The organism is Primorskyibacter aestuariivivens, from assembly GCF_028023675.1.
Classification (GTDB): domain Bacteria; phylum Pseudomonadota; class Alphaproteobacteria; order Rhodobacterales; family Rhodobacteraceae; genus Marinovum; species Marinovum aestuariivivens.
This window is the reverse complement of the sequence record NZ_JAQIOZ010000013.1, coordinates 72335-90800: the sequence shown is the minus strand read 5'-3', so window position 1 is coordinate 90800 and position 18466 is coordinate 72335. Positions and strand designations below refer to the sequence as shown.

The following is an 18466-nucleotide window of genomic DNA, read 5'->3' as shown; positions in this document are numbered from 1 at the left end:
CACCGCAAAACGGGATGGCGAGGCAGTTCGAGGTATCAAGGAGTTTAGGACGACAATGAAGATTTATATCGCAGGCCATCGCGGCATGGTTGGCGGCGCAATTCTGCGCAGGCTTCAGGCTCGTAAGGACGCCGGAGAGGATTTGGAGTTAATCACCCGCACCTCATCCGAGCTTGACCTGACCAACCAGGCAGATGTCGCGGCCTTCATGGCAGAGCAGAAGCCTGACGCGGTCATCCTTGCCGCGGCCAAGGTGGGCGGCATCCATGCCAACAACACCTACCCGGCAGATTTCATTTACGAAAACCTGATGATCGAATGCAACGTGATCCATCAGGCCTTTGCCAATGGTGTCACGCGGCTCTTGCAGCTTGGATCCTCCTGCATCTATCCCAAAGCGGTTCCGCAGCCGATGCGCGAGGATGCGCTGCTGACCGGCACGCTGGAGCCGACCAACGAACCCTATGCGGTGGCCAAGATTGCCGGGATCAAGCTCTGCGAAAGCTATAACCGCCAGCACGGCGTTGACTACCGCTCGGTCATGCCGACCAACCTTTATGGACCCGGTGACAATTTCCACCCCGAAAACTCCCACGTGCTGCCCGCGCTGATCCGGCGGTTCCACGAGGCGGCCCGCGACGGGCTGGACGAGGTCACGATCTGGGGCTCGGGCAAGCCGATGCGGGAATTTCTGCATGTGGACGATATGGCCGAGGCGTCTCTTTTCGTGATGGAACTCGACAAGGCCACATATGACGCCAATACCGAACCTATGCTGAGCCATATCAACGTGGGTTCCGGCACCGATTTGTCGATTCTCGAACTGGCTCAGTTGGTTGCCCGTGTCACAGGTTTCAAGGGCCGCATCACCACCGACCCGTCCAAGCCGGATGGCACGATGCGCAAGCTGATGGATGTCAGCCGCTTGGCGGACATGGGCTGGACAGCCACCGTTGGGCTCGAAGAGGGGATCGAAGGCACGTATCGCTGGTTCCTCGATCAGGACAGCAGCGCGATCCGTACATAATCGATGACGGTCTGGCTGAGACCGGAAGGACCACTGGGGCGGAATGGGGCCGTTGAGCAATAATAGCCAATGTTGACCTTGGCCGCGGAATTTGACCATTTGATCGGAGAGTTTTCTTTATGACGTCTGGAGTTTCTTCCATGATTACCCCCCTGCTCCTTTGTGGCGGTTCTGGCACCCGGCTCTGGCCGCTCAGCCGTAAATCCTATCCCAAGCAATTTACCAACCTGACCGGCGACGAGAGCCTGTTTCAGGCCTCGGCCAGGCGACTGTCGGGGCCCGGCTACGACTCCCCGATGGTGATTACCGGTTCGGATTTCCGGTTTATTGTGACCGAGCAACTGGCCGGTGTCGAAATCGCCGCGGCCGCAACCCTGATCGAACCCGAAGGGCGCAACACCGCCCCCGCGGTTCTGGCCGGTGCCTTGGCGCTTGAGGCGCGCGCGCCCGGCGCATTGATGCTGGTGGCCCCTTCCGATCACGTGATCCCGGACACCGACCGCTTCCGCGAAGCGGTGATGGCCGCCGCCGACGCGGCACGCGATGGTCAGCTTGTCACCTTTGGCATTGCGCCGACCCATGCCGAAACCGGCTATGGCTGGCTGGAACTCACGGCAGCACCGGGCGCGGATTTCGCCCCCGTGCCGCAAAAGCTTGCCAGTTTCGTCGAAAAACCGGACGCGGCACAGGCCGAAGCGCTATTGGCCGACGGCATGCATTTGTGGAATGCGGGTATTTTCCTGTTCTCCACAACCGCATTGATCGCCGCTTTTGAACAACACGCGCCTGACATCCTTGCCGGTGTGCGCGCGGCTTTGGACGAGGCCGAAAGCGATCTGGGCTTTACCCGACTTGCACCAGATCCCTGGAGCGCGCTTGAGGACATCTCGATCGACTACGCGGTCATGGAACGCGCCGATAATCTGTCCGTCGTCCCGTATGGCGGAGCGTGGTCCGATCTTGGCGGATGGGATGCGGTCTGGCGCGACGGCGAACCGGATGACAAAGGCGTGGTCACCTCTGGTCCGGCAACTGCGCTGGATTGCGACGGCACGTTGTTGCGCGCCGAGGATGGCAGCCAGGAACTCGTGGGAATCGGGCTGACGGATATCATCGCCGTCGCCATGCCCGACGCGGTTCTCGTGGCCCACAAGGACCGGGCACAGGACGTCAAAAAGGCAGTCAACGCGCTCAAGGAAAAGGGCGCCGTACAGGCCGAGACGCTGCCGCGCGACTATCGGCCATGGGGCTGGTACGAAAGCCTTGTCGTGGGCGGCCGGTTTCAGGTGAAACGCATTCACGTTCATCCCGGCGCGGCGCTCAGCCTGCAAAGCCATCATCACCGCTCAGAGCACTGGATCGTGGTCGAAGGCACCGCGCGGGTGACCGTGGATGACGAAGTCAAACTCGTGACCGAGAACCAGTCGGTCTATATCCCGCTGGGGGCCGTGCACCGCATGGAGAATCCGGGCAAGCTCCCCATGGTTCTGATCGAGGTGCAGACCGGCGCCTATCTGGGCGAGGATGACATCATCCGCTACGAAGACGTCTATGCCCGTGGGCAAGGTGCCAAGGGCTGACCACGAGTTCAGTCAGCGATTGACACCCCGCATATGCGAAGCCCGGCGCGTCTGCCGGGCTCGCAGCTTCCGGACTGGTCAGAACCAGCGTCCGACGGCCATCGCCGAGAGGATGATATCGACATCGAAATTGCTGTCCCCCATACGGGACACGCGGATGTACTCCCAGCCTGTTGCCTCCGGCGGCTCATAGCCGTTGAGCAGAAGCCCCCGCGCTTCCAGCGGAACGCCCCCCTGAATGCTCGGTCCAAAACTCAGCGATGCCGCCGGTGACTGAACAAAGGCAACCGGCCAGTTAAGCGAAACAGCATTGGTCCGGTACGGGTTGGCCCATGTGCCATTCCCGGTCGCAAGGATCGACCCCATGTTGACCCCCGTGACCCAACAGAACTGGGTGCCGTCGGCAAAGCGGACGAATTCGCCATTGGCATTGCTGCCCCGTTCGATCACCCCGCCATTGGGCACACCGCCGGCCTGCGACACCGCATTCAGAAGGTTGCCGGGGCCATAGGCGTAATCCGCACGCGCCAACCGCCCCGGCGTCACGTCCTGCGCATCCTGCTGCACCGCCCCTCCGGACACCGTCGCGTTGCCTGAATCAAAGCTCAGCGCTGTTGTCCAGGACGCCCCGTCCGCACTGACCTTGATGGCGAAATCGTCGCTTCCTGTCGTACCCATCTCGGCCCGGCCAGACCAAGCCGTCTGAAACAACAGGCTCCCCGTATCCGTGGCCAATGCCTTGTTGAGCTTGAGCTGATGCCCCGCCCCTTCGTGGTTCAACAGCGTCGCTGGCGCCGAGACCGACAAACGATTGGTGCTGTCGTGGCTGGTATTGACGCCCACCCCGACCAGATTGTTCAACTCGGTACTCAGGAGGTCTTCCCATCCAGTGTCGGTACGCAATTTCAGCACACCGTTGGATTTATCCAGCGCCTGCCACCCTTCCTGCGGAACAATGAAGATCCAGCCATTCCCGGACCAGGCCGCAAGTTCATCGCCATGCCCGGCCCAATCCCCGGTCGGAGCCGCTCCCAACGCGTAGATTGCCCCGTCAACCGGCAGCGCAGGCGGCGTTATGGCGTTAAACTCTTCGGCGGCCAGCTGCACAAGGATGTCGAGGCGCTGCAATGCCTCATTATGGGTGACGTGCTTTTGCGCCTGAGACGGTTGCAGATATGGCAGCGACAAGCGTTCGGATTGCGACATGGGGTGCCCTTTCGGAATGGAATTTCCGAAACACTATCTGCGTAAGATTTCCTTAATCTGACTACAGCGTACGGTGATACGCGGTCAGATCAACAACCCGGACCGCGGCCCCATATCAAGCCCAGGGAAGACGCTCCTTTCCAGATCATCCACGGACAGACCGAACAGGTCCCGAATGACCCATGCCGCATGGGCGCGCAAATCACGCGTCGGCATCAGGTCACGCCCCTCGTAGAGATCGCGCTCGGCCAGCCCCGGCCAGTCGCTCACCACGCGCCCGCCGTTCAAAGCCCCCCCCGCGAACAACATCGCGCCACCGGTGCCATGATCCGTTCCCTTGGTTCCGTTTAGTCGCACTGTACGCCCGAATTCCGTGACAGCCAGAACCGCTGTTCTATCCCAAATCGGTCCCAACTCTTCTTTCAGCGCAATCAGGATATCAGCAAGTTTCGTTACCGAACGAGGTAATGCGACGTCCTGGCGGCGATGCGTGTCCCAACCGTTGAGAGAAAACGCAGCGATCCGTGCGCTGCCCGACAGTTGCCATCCAGCATAGCGCGCCAAAGCCACATGCCCGGAGCTGTCTAGCTTGGGGCGCGCAGCCTGCATGTCCATACTACCATTCATGCCTGGCTCGCGTCCGACAGGTCGCCCATTTTCATCAATCTCTGGCACCACCGCTCCGGACAGTTCACCCATTGCAAGCTCCTGCGCCTGCTCAAGTGCCGAAGCCAACATCGGATCGCCGGACATAATCGATTTGGCCAGCGCCATGGTTTGCGGTGATACGTTTAAATTCGCATCTGGCGACCATCTGGAGTAAGGGGCCTGTCCGGACAGCACGATCTGGTTGTCATGCCCCAAAGCAAAGGCAGTCTGGGCATCCTCAACTCCAACGACTTGCAGGAGACGATTAAGCCAACCGTTGCGCAGGCGGCTGCCGACCGCTTGACCCGTTCCGGCTTCCAGCATGTCCTGGCCATCAAAGTGGCTGCGTTTTCCCCGGTACGGAGTGGAAACGGCATGGACAAACCCCAATTCTTCAGCCGACCAAAGGGGCATCAGCGAATTCACACTGGGATGGGCTGCGAAGAAGCCATCAAGATCGACAGATTGCTCGGCATGATTATCTCCGGTGCCACTGCGAAGACGTGCAAAATCCCTATCGCCTACGGGCCGTACGACATCCAATCCGTCCATACCGCCACGTAACAAAATGACCACCAACCGATTGTCCCACGGTGCCGACGCGAAACTGACAGGCGTAACAAACGGGCTGGCGGCTGCCGTGCAGCCAAGAGCCAGAGACTTTAACAGGACCGAACGGCGGCTTAGCGTCATTTCCGTCAACTCCTCAGAAATTCCGGCGACACGAGGATCAGCCCTATGCCATCGGCGCGCGTTTCGGCGGCATGGGCTGCAAATCGCAATCGCTCATGGACCCGCGTACCAAGGGCCGTATTCACAAAGACCCGAGGGTCCGGCAAATCTCCACCCATCAATTGCGGTGCGCCAATTGCCCACTGCAGCCGTGCAGCCAGAGCTTGCGGAGTCAACCAACCTGCGTCCTCTTCCGGCCAACCGTCAGGTCCGGGTGGTTGCTCGTATGGCTGCCCCATGCGAGCCAGCGCCTCGGGCAGTCTGTTGAAAAAGGTATCGTTCTTGGCAGGGGTTAGTCTTGCGGGCGGTACGGCAAGAGCGCGGATTACTGCCGAAACCCAGTCCAGCGGCGGACGGATATTGCCAGCGGAAGGGTCCCATGAGGACGGGTGGTACAGCAATGTTTCATAGAGCGCTATGAGATCGCCACCGGTCTCGGAAAAGCTTTGTTGCAACGCCTCGACAAGGTCCGGTGAGGGTGTGTCGGACACAAAATGCACCGCCAGCTTGCGCCCGATGTGCTTGGCCGTTGCGGGATGAACGGCGAGATCTTCGAGCACCGCGTCTATGTCTGCCATATCGCCTGGATCCCCGCCATAGCGCTTGCCCAGAACGGTTTCAAAGCCGGGTTCAACGGCCTTTTTGTTGAAACGCGTTCCCTTGGAGGGGTGAAACGTGAGGCCCGTCAAAAGCTCGGCCAGTTCACGCACATCCGTTTGTGTATATGGTCCGTCAACACCCAGTGTGTGCAGTTCAAGGAGCTCGCGCGCGAGATTTTCATTGAGACCGGCTTGACCGCCCATCCGTTGCGCAGCCTCGCTTCCCGGCCCGCGCGAGCTTCGTTGGTCAAGATATTGCAGCATCAAGGGAGATTTGATCGCACTTTTCAAAATATCCGAGAACGTCCCCGTGAGGTGCGGGCGAATGGTGCTTTCAATATAGGGTGTCACTGCCCAGGGGGTGACACTGCCTTTGCCGCGGACGGTGAAGTGGTTCGCCCAAAATGCCACCAACCGCTCTCGAAAGGCGTCTCGCGTCCAGGCGCGCCTAGCAAATGTCGCCCCCATCCAGATCAACTGATCCCGGCGCATTTGACGAACCAGTTTTCGTCGTTCGCGTAGGAAATCCTCCGCGGCCTTGTCACTCTGTGATTTGCGCCGTTTGCGCCGCAGCGCGTTTATTGCCTGCATTCGGTCCAGAACTGACGAAAACCCGGGGATGACAAAGCGCTCGGCGGCGGCATCATCAAGCATGAGCCTCTGCAGCATTTGCCTCGCGTCGGCAGGCGCCGGAAGCGTTGGCGACAGCCCGTACCCGAACCGAAACTCAGCTAATTCAGGATCAAAGCGCAAAACCTGTTCTCCGAAAGTGCTGCTGGCTACTTATCACGGCGCACACGGAAAAACATTGCACAAGCTTGTCATGACGGCGGATGTCAGCCAATGGTCTCGACACGCAATACGCCAGTCGGCATCGTGCACAATTCGTCAGCGCCATGCGGCCACGAAACCACGAGCAAAATCCAGCGCTTCGCGGATCGTCACGTCCATATCGAGATAGCGGTAGGTGCCCAGCCGCCCAAGAAAGCTGACCCCTTCTTCAGCGCGGGCCAGTTGCTCATACTCCGCCAGCATTGCCTTCTCTTTCACCAGCCGGATCGGGTAATATGGAATATCCTCCGGCCCGCAGGTGCGCGATGTCTCGCGGTATAGCACGGAACCCTCGTGGCTCTCCCATGGCGCGAAATGCTTGTGCTCAGTGACGCGGGTATGGGGCACATCCGCGTCGCCGTAGTTCATGACCGCGCAGCCCTGATAATCGCCATCATGGGTAAAACGCTCAAAATCCAGTGTCCGGTATCCCAACCGCCCCAACCGGGCGCCGAAATACATGTCAAGCGGGCCGGTCCAGATCAGGTGATCGGCGCGCCCGGCCATGTCCGCATCAAAAGGCGTTTCCAGATGCAGGTCGATCCCCGGATGATCGAGTATCGCCTCAACCATCGGCGTGTAGCCATCCTCGGGCATGCCCTGAAAGGGGTGCGCAAAGTAATTGGTGTCATAGTTGAACCGAAGCGGCAGGCGCTTGAGGATCGAGGCCGGCAGTTCGCTTGGCGCACAGCCCCATTGCTTCTCTGTATAGCCTTTGAAAAACGCCTCATATAGCGCCGGACCAACAAAGCGCAGCGCCTGCTCTTCAAAGCTTTGCGGATCGGTGATCGACCGGTCGGCTTGGCTGTCCTCGATGAACCTCCGCGCCTCTTCGGGGCTGAAAGTTCGGCCAAAGAACTGGTTGATGGTATGCAGGTTGATGGGCAAGGAATAGACCGCGCCGTGGCTTGTAGACATCACCTGATGACGGTAGGGCCGGAACCGGGCAAAGCGGTTCACGTAATCCCACACCTCAGCGTCGCCGGTGTGGAAAATATGCGGCCCATAGACATGAACAAGCACGCCCGTGTCGGAACAGCGTTCGGTATGACAGTTGCCTGCCACATGGGGCCGGCTTTCGATAATCGTGATTTGATGCCCGGCCTCGGCCAAGACCCGTCCCGCAACCGCACCGGACAGCCCAGCCCCGACGATTAGAATCTTCATGCCTGACCTGCCTGTATAACCTTGCTCGGCGGTGACAGTATCCCAACTGGCGGGCGGGTGAAACCATAGGATTCTCCATAGCCACCAACCTGTTTCGCATGGTTGACGGCCAATCGGCGCGGCGCTCCTGCCAGCATGTTACGGTGACAAAGCCGCCATCCCATCGCTTCGTATTTTGTGAAAACCTGTCGTAAAGGGCGCGATTTCGCCTGATTTTCGCGCCGCGTGCAGCCCTCTCATTTCGCTCAACCTGCCCCAAGGTAGGTGACCACGGGGGTCTCATGCAAATCTTATCAAACGGGCATGTCGCAACGGGCGACATCGCCCTGGATGGTGACATCCGGGACTTGGAAATCATCACTCTGCCGGGCGGCGGTGTTCAGTTGTTTGCGGCCACGGGTGCGCATGGCGGCATCACCTCGTGGCGCATTGACGGCGTCGACCTTCCGGTCGAGACCGACCGGGCCTATTTTCCCGGTTGGATCAGCCAGGCAGTGGACGGGCTGGCCAGTTGGCTCACTGTCGGCGGCACGAACCAGATCGTCATAGGCGGCGAGGCAGGTACCGATCTTTTATGCTACGCGCTTGATGCCAACGGTCAGATCACGACGCTAGAAACCGCAACCGGCCTGCGCAGCGGAACGGACCGGGTCGTCGCCACAATCGACGTCAGCATTGGCGGCACAGATTTCGTGTATCTCGCCGATCAGGGAACGGGAGAGCTGAGCGGTTACAGCACGAATGCTGCCGGGGACCTCGTTTTCATAGGGGCATCGGCCCAGATCGACGTCGGACCGTCCGTGGACCTGGAAACGGTTCATCTAGGAGGTCAGGCCTATTTGCTTGTCGCCGATGACAGCAGCCAAGGTATCACGAGCTACCGGATCGACGCCACCAGCGGTGCGCTCACCCAGACGGATCAGCAAGGCGCGGCATCCGGCCTTGGCATTGCCACGCCGACGGCCATGGAGGTGATCGAGGCCTTTGGGCACAGTTTTGTTCTGCTTGGTGCAGCGGGATCATCTTCACTCTCGGTGATGCGGTTGACATCAGGCGGCGCGCTTGAACCCACAGACCATGTAATCGACGGTCTTGCCACCCGTTTTGGCGGCGTAACCGCCATGGGTGTAGCGCAGCACGACAACCGGGCCTTTGTTGTGGTCGGCGGGGCGGATGACGGGCTCAGCCTATTCACCCTGTTGCCGGACGGACGGTTGCTGCATCTCGACACCGTGGCCCATAGTAGCGGCTCAGGGCTGATGAACATCACCGACATCGCCGCCACCGTCATCGGCGACGAGATGCGCATCTATGTCACCAGCGGTACGGAACATGGCATCCACCACTTGTCTATCGATCTGTCTGCCCTGACAGCCCTCCAAAGCGGAACGGGCCTGCTGTCTGGCGGGACCGGAGACGACCTTTTGCAGGCGGCCAGCGGCAACACCACCCTTTCCGGGGGCGCCGGGGACGATATCCTGATTGCGGAACATGCCGGGGTGACGTTGCAAGGCGGTATCGGTCAGGACCGATTTGTACTAAGCGTCGCACAAGGCACCTATCACCTTTTGGACTTCCGCCCCGGCGAGGATGTGCTGGACCTGTCGGATTTTCCCATGCTGCGCTCCGTGGGGCAGCTTGGCTTTACCACTACGGCAAATGGCGCGCGGCTGAGTTTCGGCGATACGGTGGTGGATGTCACAGCGGCCAATGGCGCACCGCTTACCCTGGCGGACCTGTTTGGCACCGGTCCCGGCTTCACCTGGGCCGATCGCGTGCCATTGGGCCCAATCACAGTGCCACCCCCCCCGCCACCTCTACCGCCGTCCGGTGGAGGCGTGATTTCCGGAACTGCAGGGAATGACTTGATCATTGGCTCCGCCACTGACGACGTCATGAGTGGTGGCTCCGGTGCTGACACCTTGGCCGGGGCCGAAGGCGATGATCAACTCTGGGGCGGCGACGGGTTTGATCTCTTGCGGGGCGAACTGGGCAACGACTTGCTCGGGGGCGGCAATGGCAACGATATGCTCATCGGCGGTGACGGGAATGACATGCTGGGAGGTGGTTCCGGCCATGACACGCTTTGGGGTGGGCTTGGCGGCGATACGCTTGAAGGCGGAACAGGCAACGACGTTCTGGGGGGCGGGGCTGGCGGCGACGTGATCAGCGGCGGCGGCGGGGCCGATAGCCTAGGCGGTGCGGGCGGTCATGACCAGATCTGGGGCGGGGCGGATGACGACCTTTTGCGGGGCGGTTTGGGCAATGACACGCTCGGGGCGGGTGACGGCAACGACACAATGACAAGCGGTGTAGGGCATGATGTGTTAGGCGCGGGCGCGGGTCACGACGTGATCTGGAGCGGAACCGGCAATGACACTGCAAGCGGTGGTGACGGCAATGACGTCATCGGCGGAGGGGACGGCGATGACGTGCTGGCCGCGGGGTTTGGCAATGACGCAATTGGTGGCGGCGCGGGTAACGACAGCCTGTCGGGGGGTGGAGGGCGTGACACGCTATCGGGTGGGACCGGACACGACCTGCTTTCCGGCGGCACCGGCAGCGACCTCCTCTCTGGCGGGGCGGGCAATGACCGGCTCTCGGGTGGCAAGGGCCACGACACGCTTGCTGGCGGGGATGGAGCCGACACCTTTGTGTTCAACGCGCTCGCGGGCGACGACAGGATCACGGATTTCGAACAAGGCATCGATCATATTCAGATCAACACCCCGGGGCTGGCATTCGCTGCGCTGGACTTACTGCAAACGCCTGACGGCGCGTTGATCGACTTGCCCGAAGGCGGCAGCATCCTGATTGTCGGTATCGCTCCCGGCGCGTTGACAGTGGACGACTTTTTCTTTGTGTAACACGCGCATCAAAAAAACCGGCACCGTCAAGCGCCGGGTCCCATCAATTGTTTTTGGTGCGAGGATCAGTTGCGCAGAGTCTCAAGCTCACGCGTGAGCTCATTGATGCGCGCATCCTGTTCAATGGTGTAGAGGGTCAGCTCCTCCACCTTTTCCAGTAGCGAAAGCTGCATCCGGGTCAGATCAAGATGCCCGGCATTAATCTCAGCCGCCGATGGAATGTTTGGCAGATGCCGGTTTTCCTTTATAAAATCAGCTACCTGTGTGATTGGCATTAACTCGTAATCGTCGGCGAACACATAGTCCGGGACATTGAGCGTGGTTCCGTTTGATATGAAATTGCCTTCTAGAAGCAAATCACCCGCAGCTGTCAAGGTCAGTTCAGTGTTCGGGCTGTCAGGATCATTGATCAAGAAGTTGGGACCTCCGTTTGCATTACGGATGTTCCATTTCACACCGGAAGCACGGTTCTCCAACTGTACTTCCGCGCCGCCATTGTTTGACATCACCATCATAAGGCGCTGCGCTGCAGTTGCGTTGGTGTTATTGATCAGTACATTAGCTTCGGTATTGCTCAAATTCGCCGAAACCTCAACATCCAGCGGCGCATCCGGGCTTGCAGTTCCAAGGCCCACATCACCGTCCGTATCGATAAAGACAGCGCTGGAGGGCGCGCCGGGGCGGATACGCAGGGGCAGAGTCGAACCGTTGGTCACGTCACGGATGAAAAAGTTGGTCTCGTTGCCCGCCACGTCCCATGTCTGCGGGGCAAAGCCCGATGATCCATCCTGTTGCAGGCGCAGTGTGGGCGTGTCGCCGTCAACGGTGTGAATCTCGGTCGACGGTGTCGAAGTACGGCTCCCGATCCGGCCACCATCGTCAACATACAGCGAATGACTGCGCGCATTGGCTTCGATGGTGAACGGCGTCCGGGACCCGGAGATGTCGTCGATCGAGAATTTGCTCGCGCCACCATTGGCGCTGTCATTGGCGGTCAGTTGCCAGTCGTTGCGCGGAAACGAGGCTGCAGTTGAGGTGTCGTCGAATTTAATCCGCAGGTTGTTTTCCTTGAGACGGATCGTATCGAAGCCAAAGGCTTCACCGTTTACACAATCGAACCCGATACAAGCCGAACCATCGACGATCAAATCGTCGTTGATAACGAAATCTGCATGGGCTGCGCTCGCGGCGAGGGCAATTATACTGGCCCCTAGCATCTTGGTATAGAAGGGTTTTCCGAAAATAAACGTCAATTTATCAACTCCCCGATAAGTAAGTTTAGTTTAACGGTACAAAAGGTGGCGCAAAAATATGGCAAGCGCGAACTGGCTGGATGTTAGCATAAAAACCGGAAATCTCAAAGTTGTCACTTCGGAACTCCACATCCACGCCCGGTTGAGAACGTTGGCAAACAGCACTTGCGAAAGTGGGTATGAAACCGGATTGACTTGGTTTCGGGCGGACCATCGCATACAGAGGCGGTGAAATTCGCGCCGGGTTCATAGTATCCCGTCCCCCGGCAGGGATCCGATGCAGGTTTGATTTGATGGCAACGACAGACACCTTTCGATCGATTTTTGATTACGTATATGTCGTCAGCCTGCCCGCCTCGCATGATCGCAGGACTTATGTTGCAAAACACCTCAACGCGGCCGGAATAGAGGATTTTACGTTTCACGATGCCTGCGACGCGACTGATCCGCGGGTGCGCGACTTTATCGGCTCGGACCGGGTACACAGCTATCCGCCCTGCTTTCGGTGTGGCAAGCTGTCCTGTGGGCGCGACGATTGCAACAACGTCTTGATTCCGGCACAGATTGCAACCTTTGTGACCTATCTGGAATTATGGAAAAAAGTCTCAGCAAGACCTCAATTCTCGCTGGTGGTCGAAGATGACGTCGAATTAAACCCGTATTGGCCCGAAGTTCTGAGAAAGCTCGCTGATGCGAAAAATGCCGCGCAACTGGACCTCTCCCCTGGGGTTCCGCGTCTGTTGCGACTTGGATGGGCGCGAAATGACGAGCACGACGGCGCCATACCTTTTCGGATAGGCCGGGAATTGCGCATGTCTAACCCGTGCCACGCGCTCACATCCGCTTTTGCCAGGGCGCTACTGGACCGGTTTGAAAAAATCGACACCACCGTCGACATCTTCATGCACAAAATCGCGCCGAAACCCGGGGAAGCACTCACCGTGTTTCCCCCGCTTGCATCGGAGTTGTCGTGGTCGAAGGGCGCGTTTGAATCATTGATCCATCCCAAACCCATCCGGGCCGAATTTCTGCAGCAGCAAGGGCTCGCAGAAGAGGCGCAAGACGCTCTGGACCGTGCAGAACGCCATTCGCGCACCGTGGCCCACCTCAAGCTCAACAGGGGCTGAGCGCGAAAAACCGCCACACTCGAAACGATCAGACTGGACGCCGCCGATATGCTCGTAAGCCACATGTACAAGTTCATTTACCTGAAGACGATCAAGACTGGCGGCACATCGACCGAGGTCTTTTTCCAAGGTGCGATTGAAGCACCCGGAGCGGTTATCATCGATGCGACGCAAATGCGGGACGACGCGGCGGGTATCGTCGGTTTTCGCGGAGATGTCAGCCAACTGGACGAACCGCCTCGCTGGTTCAACCATATGCCCGCTGCAGCCGTTAAACAGAAGCTGGATGCAGATATCTGGCAAGACTATACCAAAATCGGCAATATCCGGAACCCGTTCAGCCGAGCCGTTTCCGCATTCTATCAGCAACACCGCGCCGGTCGCTTCGAGATGCCTGAGGATTTTGTCGACGCGAAAGACCTGTTTTCGAGATTCGTAAAATCTGAAAACTATCGCAACTACAAACACATCGTGTTCATTGGACCAGAATTCGTTCTGGACGAAGTGATTTTCTATGAACGGCTCGAACAGGATATTTCACGCGTTTGCTCTGCCTTGAGTTTCGACCAGCCGCTCGAACGCCTGCCCCACTACAAGAAAACCACAGCATTGCATTCCGAGCAGCAAACCGAGGCATTCTTCACCAAGGACACCGCAGATGCGGTCAAAACCAAAGAAGGTTGGTGCTTTGATAGGTTCGGGTATTCTTTGGACCCGGCCTATGCCAGTGAACTGCCCGCAAGTGCGAGCAAAACATGACCATTTTTTTGAAAACCTTTCAAGGCGTCCCCAATGCCGGAGACGTTGCTGGCCCTTATCTGGTCAACCGGATCAGCGGGCAACCGATCGACACCGTACCAATCCTCGACGTCTCGGACAAAGAGCACTACATGACGGTGGGTTCAACGCTTCGGCGCGCTGATCAAAACACTATCGTCTGGGGTAGTGGCTTGATCCGGCCTGACGTTGCTCCTATGGCGCCTCCCAAGCATATTCTAGGCGTTCGGGGCCATCTGACACGCCAGCGACTGATCGATCTGGGTCTTGGCACGTATCGCGTGATCGGAGATCCCGGCCTTCTGATGCCGGCCTTTTTTCGCCCCGACGTCGTCGTGAGTTACGATTTTGGGTTGATCCCGCACTACACGGACGAAGACGATCCAATTTGTCAGGACGTCCTCGAGCGGGGCGGATTGGTGATTTCGCCCCGGCTGCCTCTGGAGCGCTACCTGCGGCAGCTATTACAGTGCAAATGCATCCTCACATCTTCGCTGCACGGTCTTGTTTTTGCCCATGCCTACGGCAGACCCGCTATCTGGATGACTCTGAGTGACAAGGTGATTGGTGCCGGTTTCAAGTTTCGTGATTATGCGTCTTATTTTGGCGAGCGATACGCTGGATTGCCGAAATGGGATCCCGATCATAGCTTCAAAGACAACCTCTCAAAGGCGAACTGCCCCGACATGCCCGCTGACCTTTACGACAGCATCACATTGTTCCGCGAGGACCTGAAAAAACGCGGATACCTGTGAATCGTATGTGCGCTTCCCCTAAAGCAAACGGGCGCACAGATGTGCGCCCGTTCTCATTCATAGCGTCAGTGACGTATCAGCTGCACGGACCGCTACCCGCGACAACCAACCATTGCGCTCCAGAGCGGAAACAGAGCGAATTGCTATCAGAGTCAACGTAGATCGCACCCGTGCCCACATTGGTGGTCGGCGGGCTCGAGACACTGTTGATGCGGAACATGCCTTCATCCGAGAACCGGAAGTCGGTTTGTCCGCTGCCGATCTCGCTCAGCTTAAGTTGGCCATTCCCTGCATCTCCGAACTCCCATTCCTTGGAATTCGAAACGAACCGTACAGAGGAGTTGTCGCTGGAGCTTTCCATGCGCAATATGGCGGATGGGCGAACAATATGCAACGCGGCGCTTGGTGTCTGCGTGCCCAAACCAAGATCACCATCGGCAGCAACAAACAGCGCGTTGGTCGGCGCGCCGGGCTTGATCTTGAACGGCAGTTTCGAACTGTTGGTTACGTCCCGGATGAAGAAATTGGTCTCGTTCCCCGCCAGATCCCAAGTCTGGGCAGTGAACCCGCTTGAACCGTTCTGTTCCAGCCGCAAGGCAGGGGTGTTGCCATCCACCGCGTGCAGTTCAACCACCGGTGTGGCCGTGCCGATACCAACATCGCCCGAACTATCGACATAAAGCGCGTTTGCAATACTGCCGGCTTCAATGGTGAAGGGGGTTCGCCCGGCGTCGATATCATCAATCGAAAACTTGTTCGCACCGCCGTTGGCGCTGTCGTTGAAGGTGATCTGCCAATCGGTCGTCGGGAAGGAAGCCGAGGACGAAGTATCCTGCGCTTTGATCCGCAGGTTGTTTTCCTTCAGCCGCAGCGTGTCAAAACCAAAGCTCTCACCGTTGACGCAATCCTGACCGATACAGGCTGAGCCATCAACGATCAGATCGTCCAGGATCACCTGGTCGGCGTAGGCGGACCCTGCGGCAAGCACCACCGCACTGGCCCCCAGTAGATGGGAAATGCGAAATGTCATGTAACTCTCCTTGTCGCTGGCTGTTCTACCGCGTCCGTTCCCAAGCCATGGTCGGGATGTCTCCCCGGTCGCCGCCGTGTTTCTATCTATGTGAACCGTCACTCTTGATCTACAGAAAACATTAACATGAAGCACGGAAGCAAGGGAAACCCAGTATTGTGTCACCGTCGAAAAATTGACCTTGCCTGTGACCTTGTGCACTTTTTATCGAGCAAAACGACGGATACTGACACCAAACCCGCCCTTTCTGAACAAGCGTGACATGGCCGTGATTCGCGGGCCAGACCCGGAGCGCCAGATGCGGGGCGACGGCCTAAAACAGACAAGGGCCACCAAAAGGCAGCCCTTGAACAATGAAGGAGCCCCGTCGCGTCGGAGGGTCCTGTCTGAATTTCCTGTCAGGCGGCCTTGCGCGCCAAACCAGCGATTTCGGCCAGCCGTGTCCGAAGCTCTTCCGGCACCAGCCGTGCCGTGGAAACCCGCGGCATCTCCATTTCCGGGATCACGCGTTGCTCGGCATCGGCAACGTTGTCAAAGGTATTGCGATCCGCATAGTCGATAAAGGACTCGGCGGCCACACCTTCGGCCAGCAGCAACTCATGTGCCTCGGTTTCGATGTGGTAATACGTGAATCCTTCGCGCGGCATATCGCGCAGTTGATAGATCGTTGTGCCGTTGACCAGCGCCCCGGCATTGTAGAGCGCGCCATCAATCTCAATCGCGTGGTCCGCGCTGAGATGGAGGTCCCGCTCGGGCAGGCCGCCGCCAAGGGCACCCGCGGTGATGCAGATCGGGTTGACCTTGGCCGGGTGCATCAGGCGTGTGTCCACCTTGGTCTGGCCCAGCCACTTGACCGGCTGCACCGCGCCGGACGCGGTCAGCACCAGATCGCCCGCTTGCAGGGTTTCCACCGCGCGCGGCCCATCGGGCGTGGCGATGTGAGTGCCTGCAGTGAAGCAATTGATCGTGGCGGTCAGGCTGTTGATAGTGATAAAGTGGAAATCGGTGCTTCCGACATAGGTAAAGACCAATTCGGATTGCGGTCCTGTCAGTGTATTGTTGCCCGGGACAAGCGGTTGCCCATTCACCGTCCACGAGCCATTGAAGGCGCCCATATCGATCACAATGGTACCATCAAACCGGGTTGCGGGATCGCCAAAGCCATCCGTGCCGGTCACATCCAGCGTAAAGGTTTCACCATGAGGTCCAAAGCCGACGGTGCCGGTCACATCCCCCCCGCCAATCCCAAATGCGTTTAGACTGCCGTCACCGCCGCTCATGGTCCAGGTGAAGTTGATGCCGCCTTCGGTATAGGCCAGCGTCGACGTGCCGTTGACACTAACGCCGGTGTCTCTTGCGCCGCCAAAGTTGAATGTTGCCATGGAACGATCCTGTCTAAAGTCCAAAATTAAGCATGCCTTGCGAAAATCCTACCGCAAGGCATGCGCGTGCGCTACTTAATTCCGCGACGGGAATATGCCCTGCGTCACCACACAGAATTGCAGGCCCAGATAGGGGTTGGCGATGTTGAAGCTCTGGTTGCCACCAGTGGGCTGTGCCGTGGACTGCACACTGACGGCCACACTGCCGTCAGCCAGAGGTTGGCTCGGTGCACCGGCGTCAGAAAAGATACTGGCACCTGCAGTGATGTGATCTCCGGCAGTGTAGGTTGCCCCTCCGCCGCCGCCGACATTGGCTGTGGCTGTCACTGTGTTGGTGATGGCGTGGGTGTGGCTGGGCAGGTTGAGCTGGTTCAGCGTTACGTCATTGCGCCCGCCCCGTGCGCCCAGCGCCACCGGCGCAAGCCCCGGGCCCTGCCCGTTATGCATGGCGATGCGGCCGCGCAGATCCGGCAGGGCAAAGGTCGTGCGGCAATCGCCGCCATAGGTGCAGCCATAAAGCGAGAACAGAGCTGACCACTGGCTGATTGGGAGCAATTGCCCATCGGCGGGAAGCGTTGTGCGTGGGCAGAAATTCCAACCGCCGACGACAATTTCACCCAGCCAGAATTGCTGTGCCTGGGCACGATCTGCCGGAAGCACAAGGGCCGCCATGGCCGCGAATAGAAGCGATGTGAGTTTCAGTTTCATGATAAATTACCTTGTTCTCTTGCGCCGACGAATTAGCTGCGCGACGGAAAGATGCCGAACTGAACAACGCAGAACTGCACGCCCAGAAAGGGATTGGCGATGTTGAAGCTCTGATTGCCGCCGGTGTTGGACGCAACGGATTGAACATTGACCGCCACGCTGCCGTCAGCCAGCGGCTGACTTGGTGCACCGGCGTCAGAAAAGACAGTGGCACTTGCGGTGATGTGATCTCCGGCGGTATAGGTCCCCGCCCCACCTCCGCCGACATTGGCCGTGGCTGTCACTGTGTTGGTGATGGTGTGGGTGTGGTTGGGCATCTCGGCCTGGTTCAACGTCACGTCATTGCGCCCGCCCCGTGCGCCCAGCGCCACCGGCGCAAGCCCCGGGCCCTGCCCGTTATGCATGGCGATGCGGCCGCGCAGATCCGGCAGGGCAAAGGTTGTTCGGCCGTCACCACCGAATGTCGTCCCATAAAGCGAAAACAGCGCCTGATTCTGATTGATCGGCAGCAATTGGCCATTTGCCGGGACCGTGGTGCGCGGGCAGAAGTTCCAGCCGCCAATGACAATCTGACCAATCCAGTAGTCCTGAGCCTGTGCAGCATGCGGAGCCGAGAAGAACCCGGCCACAGAGAGGGCCGCGGCCAGTATGAGTTTCTTGAACATGATAATTTTCCCGTTGGTGTTGAGTGTGTAATGTTTTTGCAGTTCGGACCGACCTGGCACTGATTGGCCAATGCAGGCCACACAAGATACATGCTGTGGTCTTACCCGATTT

Annotated in this window: 15 protein-coding genes; 6 read left to right on the top strand and 9 right to left on the bottom strand. The window is 58.8% G+C overall.

Annotation, left to right across the window (positions count from 1 at the left end; genetic code table 11):
- Positions 1-55 precede the first annotated feature (55 nt).
- Together fcl and PGB28_RS14140 are read left to right on the top strand one after the other, a co-directional pair.
- Positions 56-1027 carry a GDP-L-fucose synthase gene (fcl, locus tag PGB28_RS14145; protein ID WP_271422169.1) on the top strand — a complete coding sequence of 324 codons (972 nt, stop codon included), beginning with the start codon at positions 56-58 and terminating at the stop codon, positions 1025-1027.
- Positions 1028-1167: 140 nt separating this feature from the next.
- Positions 1168-2607, top strand: a complete 1440-nt coding sequence (locus PGB28_RS14140; RefSeq protein WP_271422168.1) for a mannose-1-phosphate guanylyltransferase/mannose-6-phosphate isomerase — start codon at positions 1168-1170, stop codon at positions 2605-2607.
- A gap of 78 nt (positions 2608-2685) precedes the next feature.
- On the opposite strand, the gene PGB28_RS14135 is transcribed toward PGB28_RS14140, so the two are convergent.
- The 4 genes from PGB28_RS14135 to glf form a co-directional block, all read right to left on the bottom strand.
- A complete protein-coding gene (locus tag PGB28_RS14135; RefSeq protein ID WP_271422167.1) occupies positions 2686-3813 on the bottom strand; it encodes a DUF2793 domain-containing protein in 1128 nt (375 codons plus the stop codon).
- 84 nt (positions 3814-3897) lie between these two features.
- Positions 3898-5154, bottom strand: coding sequence for a DUF1501 domain-containing protein (locus tag PGB28_RS14130; RefSeq protein ID WP_271422166.1), 1257 nt, complete (start codon positions 5152-5154; stop codon positions 3898-3900).
- 5 nt (positions 5155-5159) lie between these two features.
- A complete protein-coding gene (locus PGB28_RS14125; RefSeq protein WP_271422165.1) occupies positions 5160-6545 on the bottom strand; it encodes a DUF1800 domain-containing protein in 1386 nt (461 codons plus the stop codon).
- A 135-nt stretch (positions 6546-6680) separates the two neighbouring features.
- The gene (gene glf, locus PGB28_RS14120; protein ID WP_271422164.1) at positions 6681-7790 is read right to left on the bottom strand and encodes a UDP-galactopyranose mutase; all 1110 of its coding nucleotides are present in this window, start codon (positions 7788-7790) and stop codon (positions 6681-6683) included.
- Positions 7791-8071: 281 nt separating this feature from the next.
- Here glf and PGB28_RS14115 point away from each other — a divergent pair, with 281 nt between their 5' ends.
- Positions 8072-10657 (top strand): calcium-binding protein, encoded by a 2586-nt coding sequence (locus tag PGB28_RS14115; protein WP_271422163.1) that lies wholly within the window; start codon positions 8072-8074, stop codon positions 10655-10657.
- A 65-nt stretch (positions 10658-10722) separates the two neighbouring features.
- Here the strand turns inward: PGB28_RS14115 and PGB28_RS14110 are convergent, their stop codons facing one another.
- Positions 10723-11910 (bottom strand): hypothetical protein, encoded by a 1188-nt coding sequence (locus tag PGB28_RS14110; protein ID WP_271422162.1) that lies wholly within the window; start codon positions 11908-11910, stop codon positions 10723-10725.
- A 293-nt stretch (positions 11911-12203) separates the two neighbouring features.
- Between PGB28_RS14110 and PGB28_RS14105 the strand changes: the two genes are divergently transcribed.
- The 3 genes from PGB28_RS14105 (at position 12204) to PGB28_RS14095 (ending at position 14569) form a co-directional block, all read left to right on the top strand.
- Positions 12204-13037: a glycosyltransferase family 25 protein gene (locus tag PGB28_RS14105; protein ID WP_271422161.1), complete on the top strand. Its 834-nt coding sequence runs from the start codon at positions 12204-12206 to the stop codon at positions 13035-13037.
- A gap of 63 nt (positions 13038-13100) precedes the next feature.
- A complete protein-coding gene (locus PGB28_RS14100) occupies positions 13101-13796 on the top strand; it encodes a sulfotransferase family 2 domain-containing protein (protein ID WP_271422160.1) in 696 nt (231 codons plus the stop codon).
- Positions 13793-14569: a polysaccharide pyruvyl transferase family protein gene (locus tag PGB28_RS14095; RefSeq protein WP_271422159.1), complete on the top strand. Its 777-nt coding sequence runs from the start codon at positions 13793-13795 to the stop codon at positions 14567-14569. The genes PGB28_RS14100 and PGB28_RS14095 overlap by 4 nt, the downstream gene beginning before the upstream one ends.
- 76 nt (positions 14570-14645) lie before the next feature.
- Here PGB28_RS14095 and PGB28_RS14090 read toward each other — a convergent pair whose 3' ends face one another.
- The 4 genes from PGB28_RS14090 to PGB28_RS14075 form a co-directional block, all read right to left on the bottom strand.
- On the bottom strand, positions 14646-15599 hold the full coding sequence (locus tag PGB28_RS14090) for a hypothetical protein (protein ID WP_271422158.1): 954 nt from the start codon (positions 15597-15599) through the stop codon (positions 14646-14648).
- 398 nt (positions 15600-15997) lie between these two features.
- Complete coding sequence (locus PGB28_RS14085) at positions 15998-16981, bottom strand: Hint domain-containing protein (RefSeq protein WP_271422157.1); 984 nt, start codon at positions 16979-16981, stop codon at positions 15998-16000.
- A 75-nt stretch (positions 16982-17056) separates the two neighbouring features.
- Entirely contained in the window at positions 17057-17689 is a 633-nt protein-coding gene (locus tag PGB28_RS14080) for a phage tail protein (protein ID WP_271422156.1), read from the bottom strand.
- 32 nt (positions 17690-17721) lie between these two features.
- Positions 17722-18354: a phage tail protein gene (locus PGB28_RS14075; protein WP_271422155.1), complete on the bottom strand. Its 633-nt coding sequence runs from the start codon at positions 18352-18354 to the stop codon at positions 17722-17724.
- Positions 18355-18466: the final 112 nt, after the last annotated feature.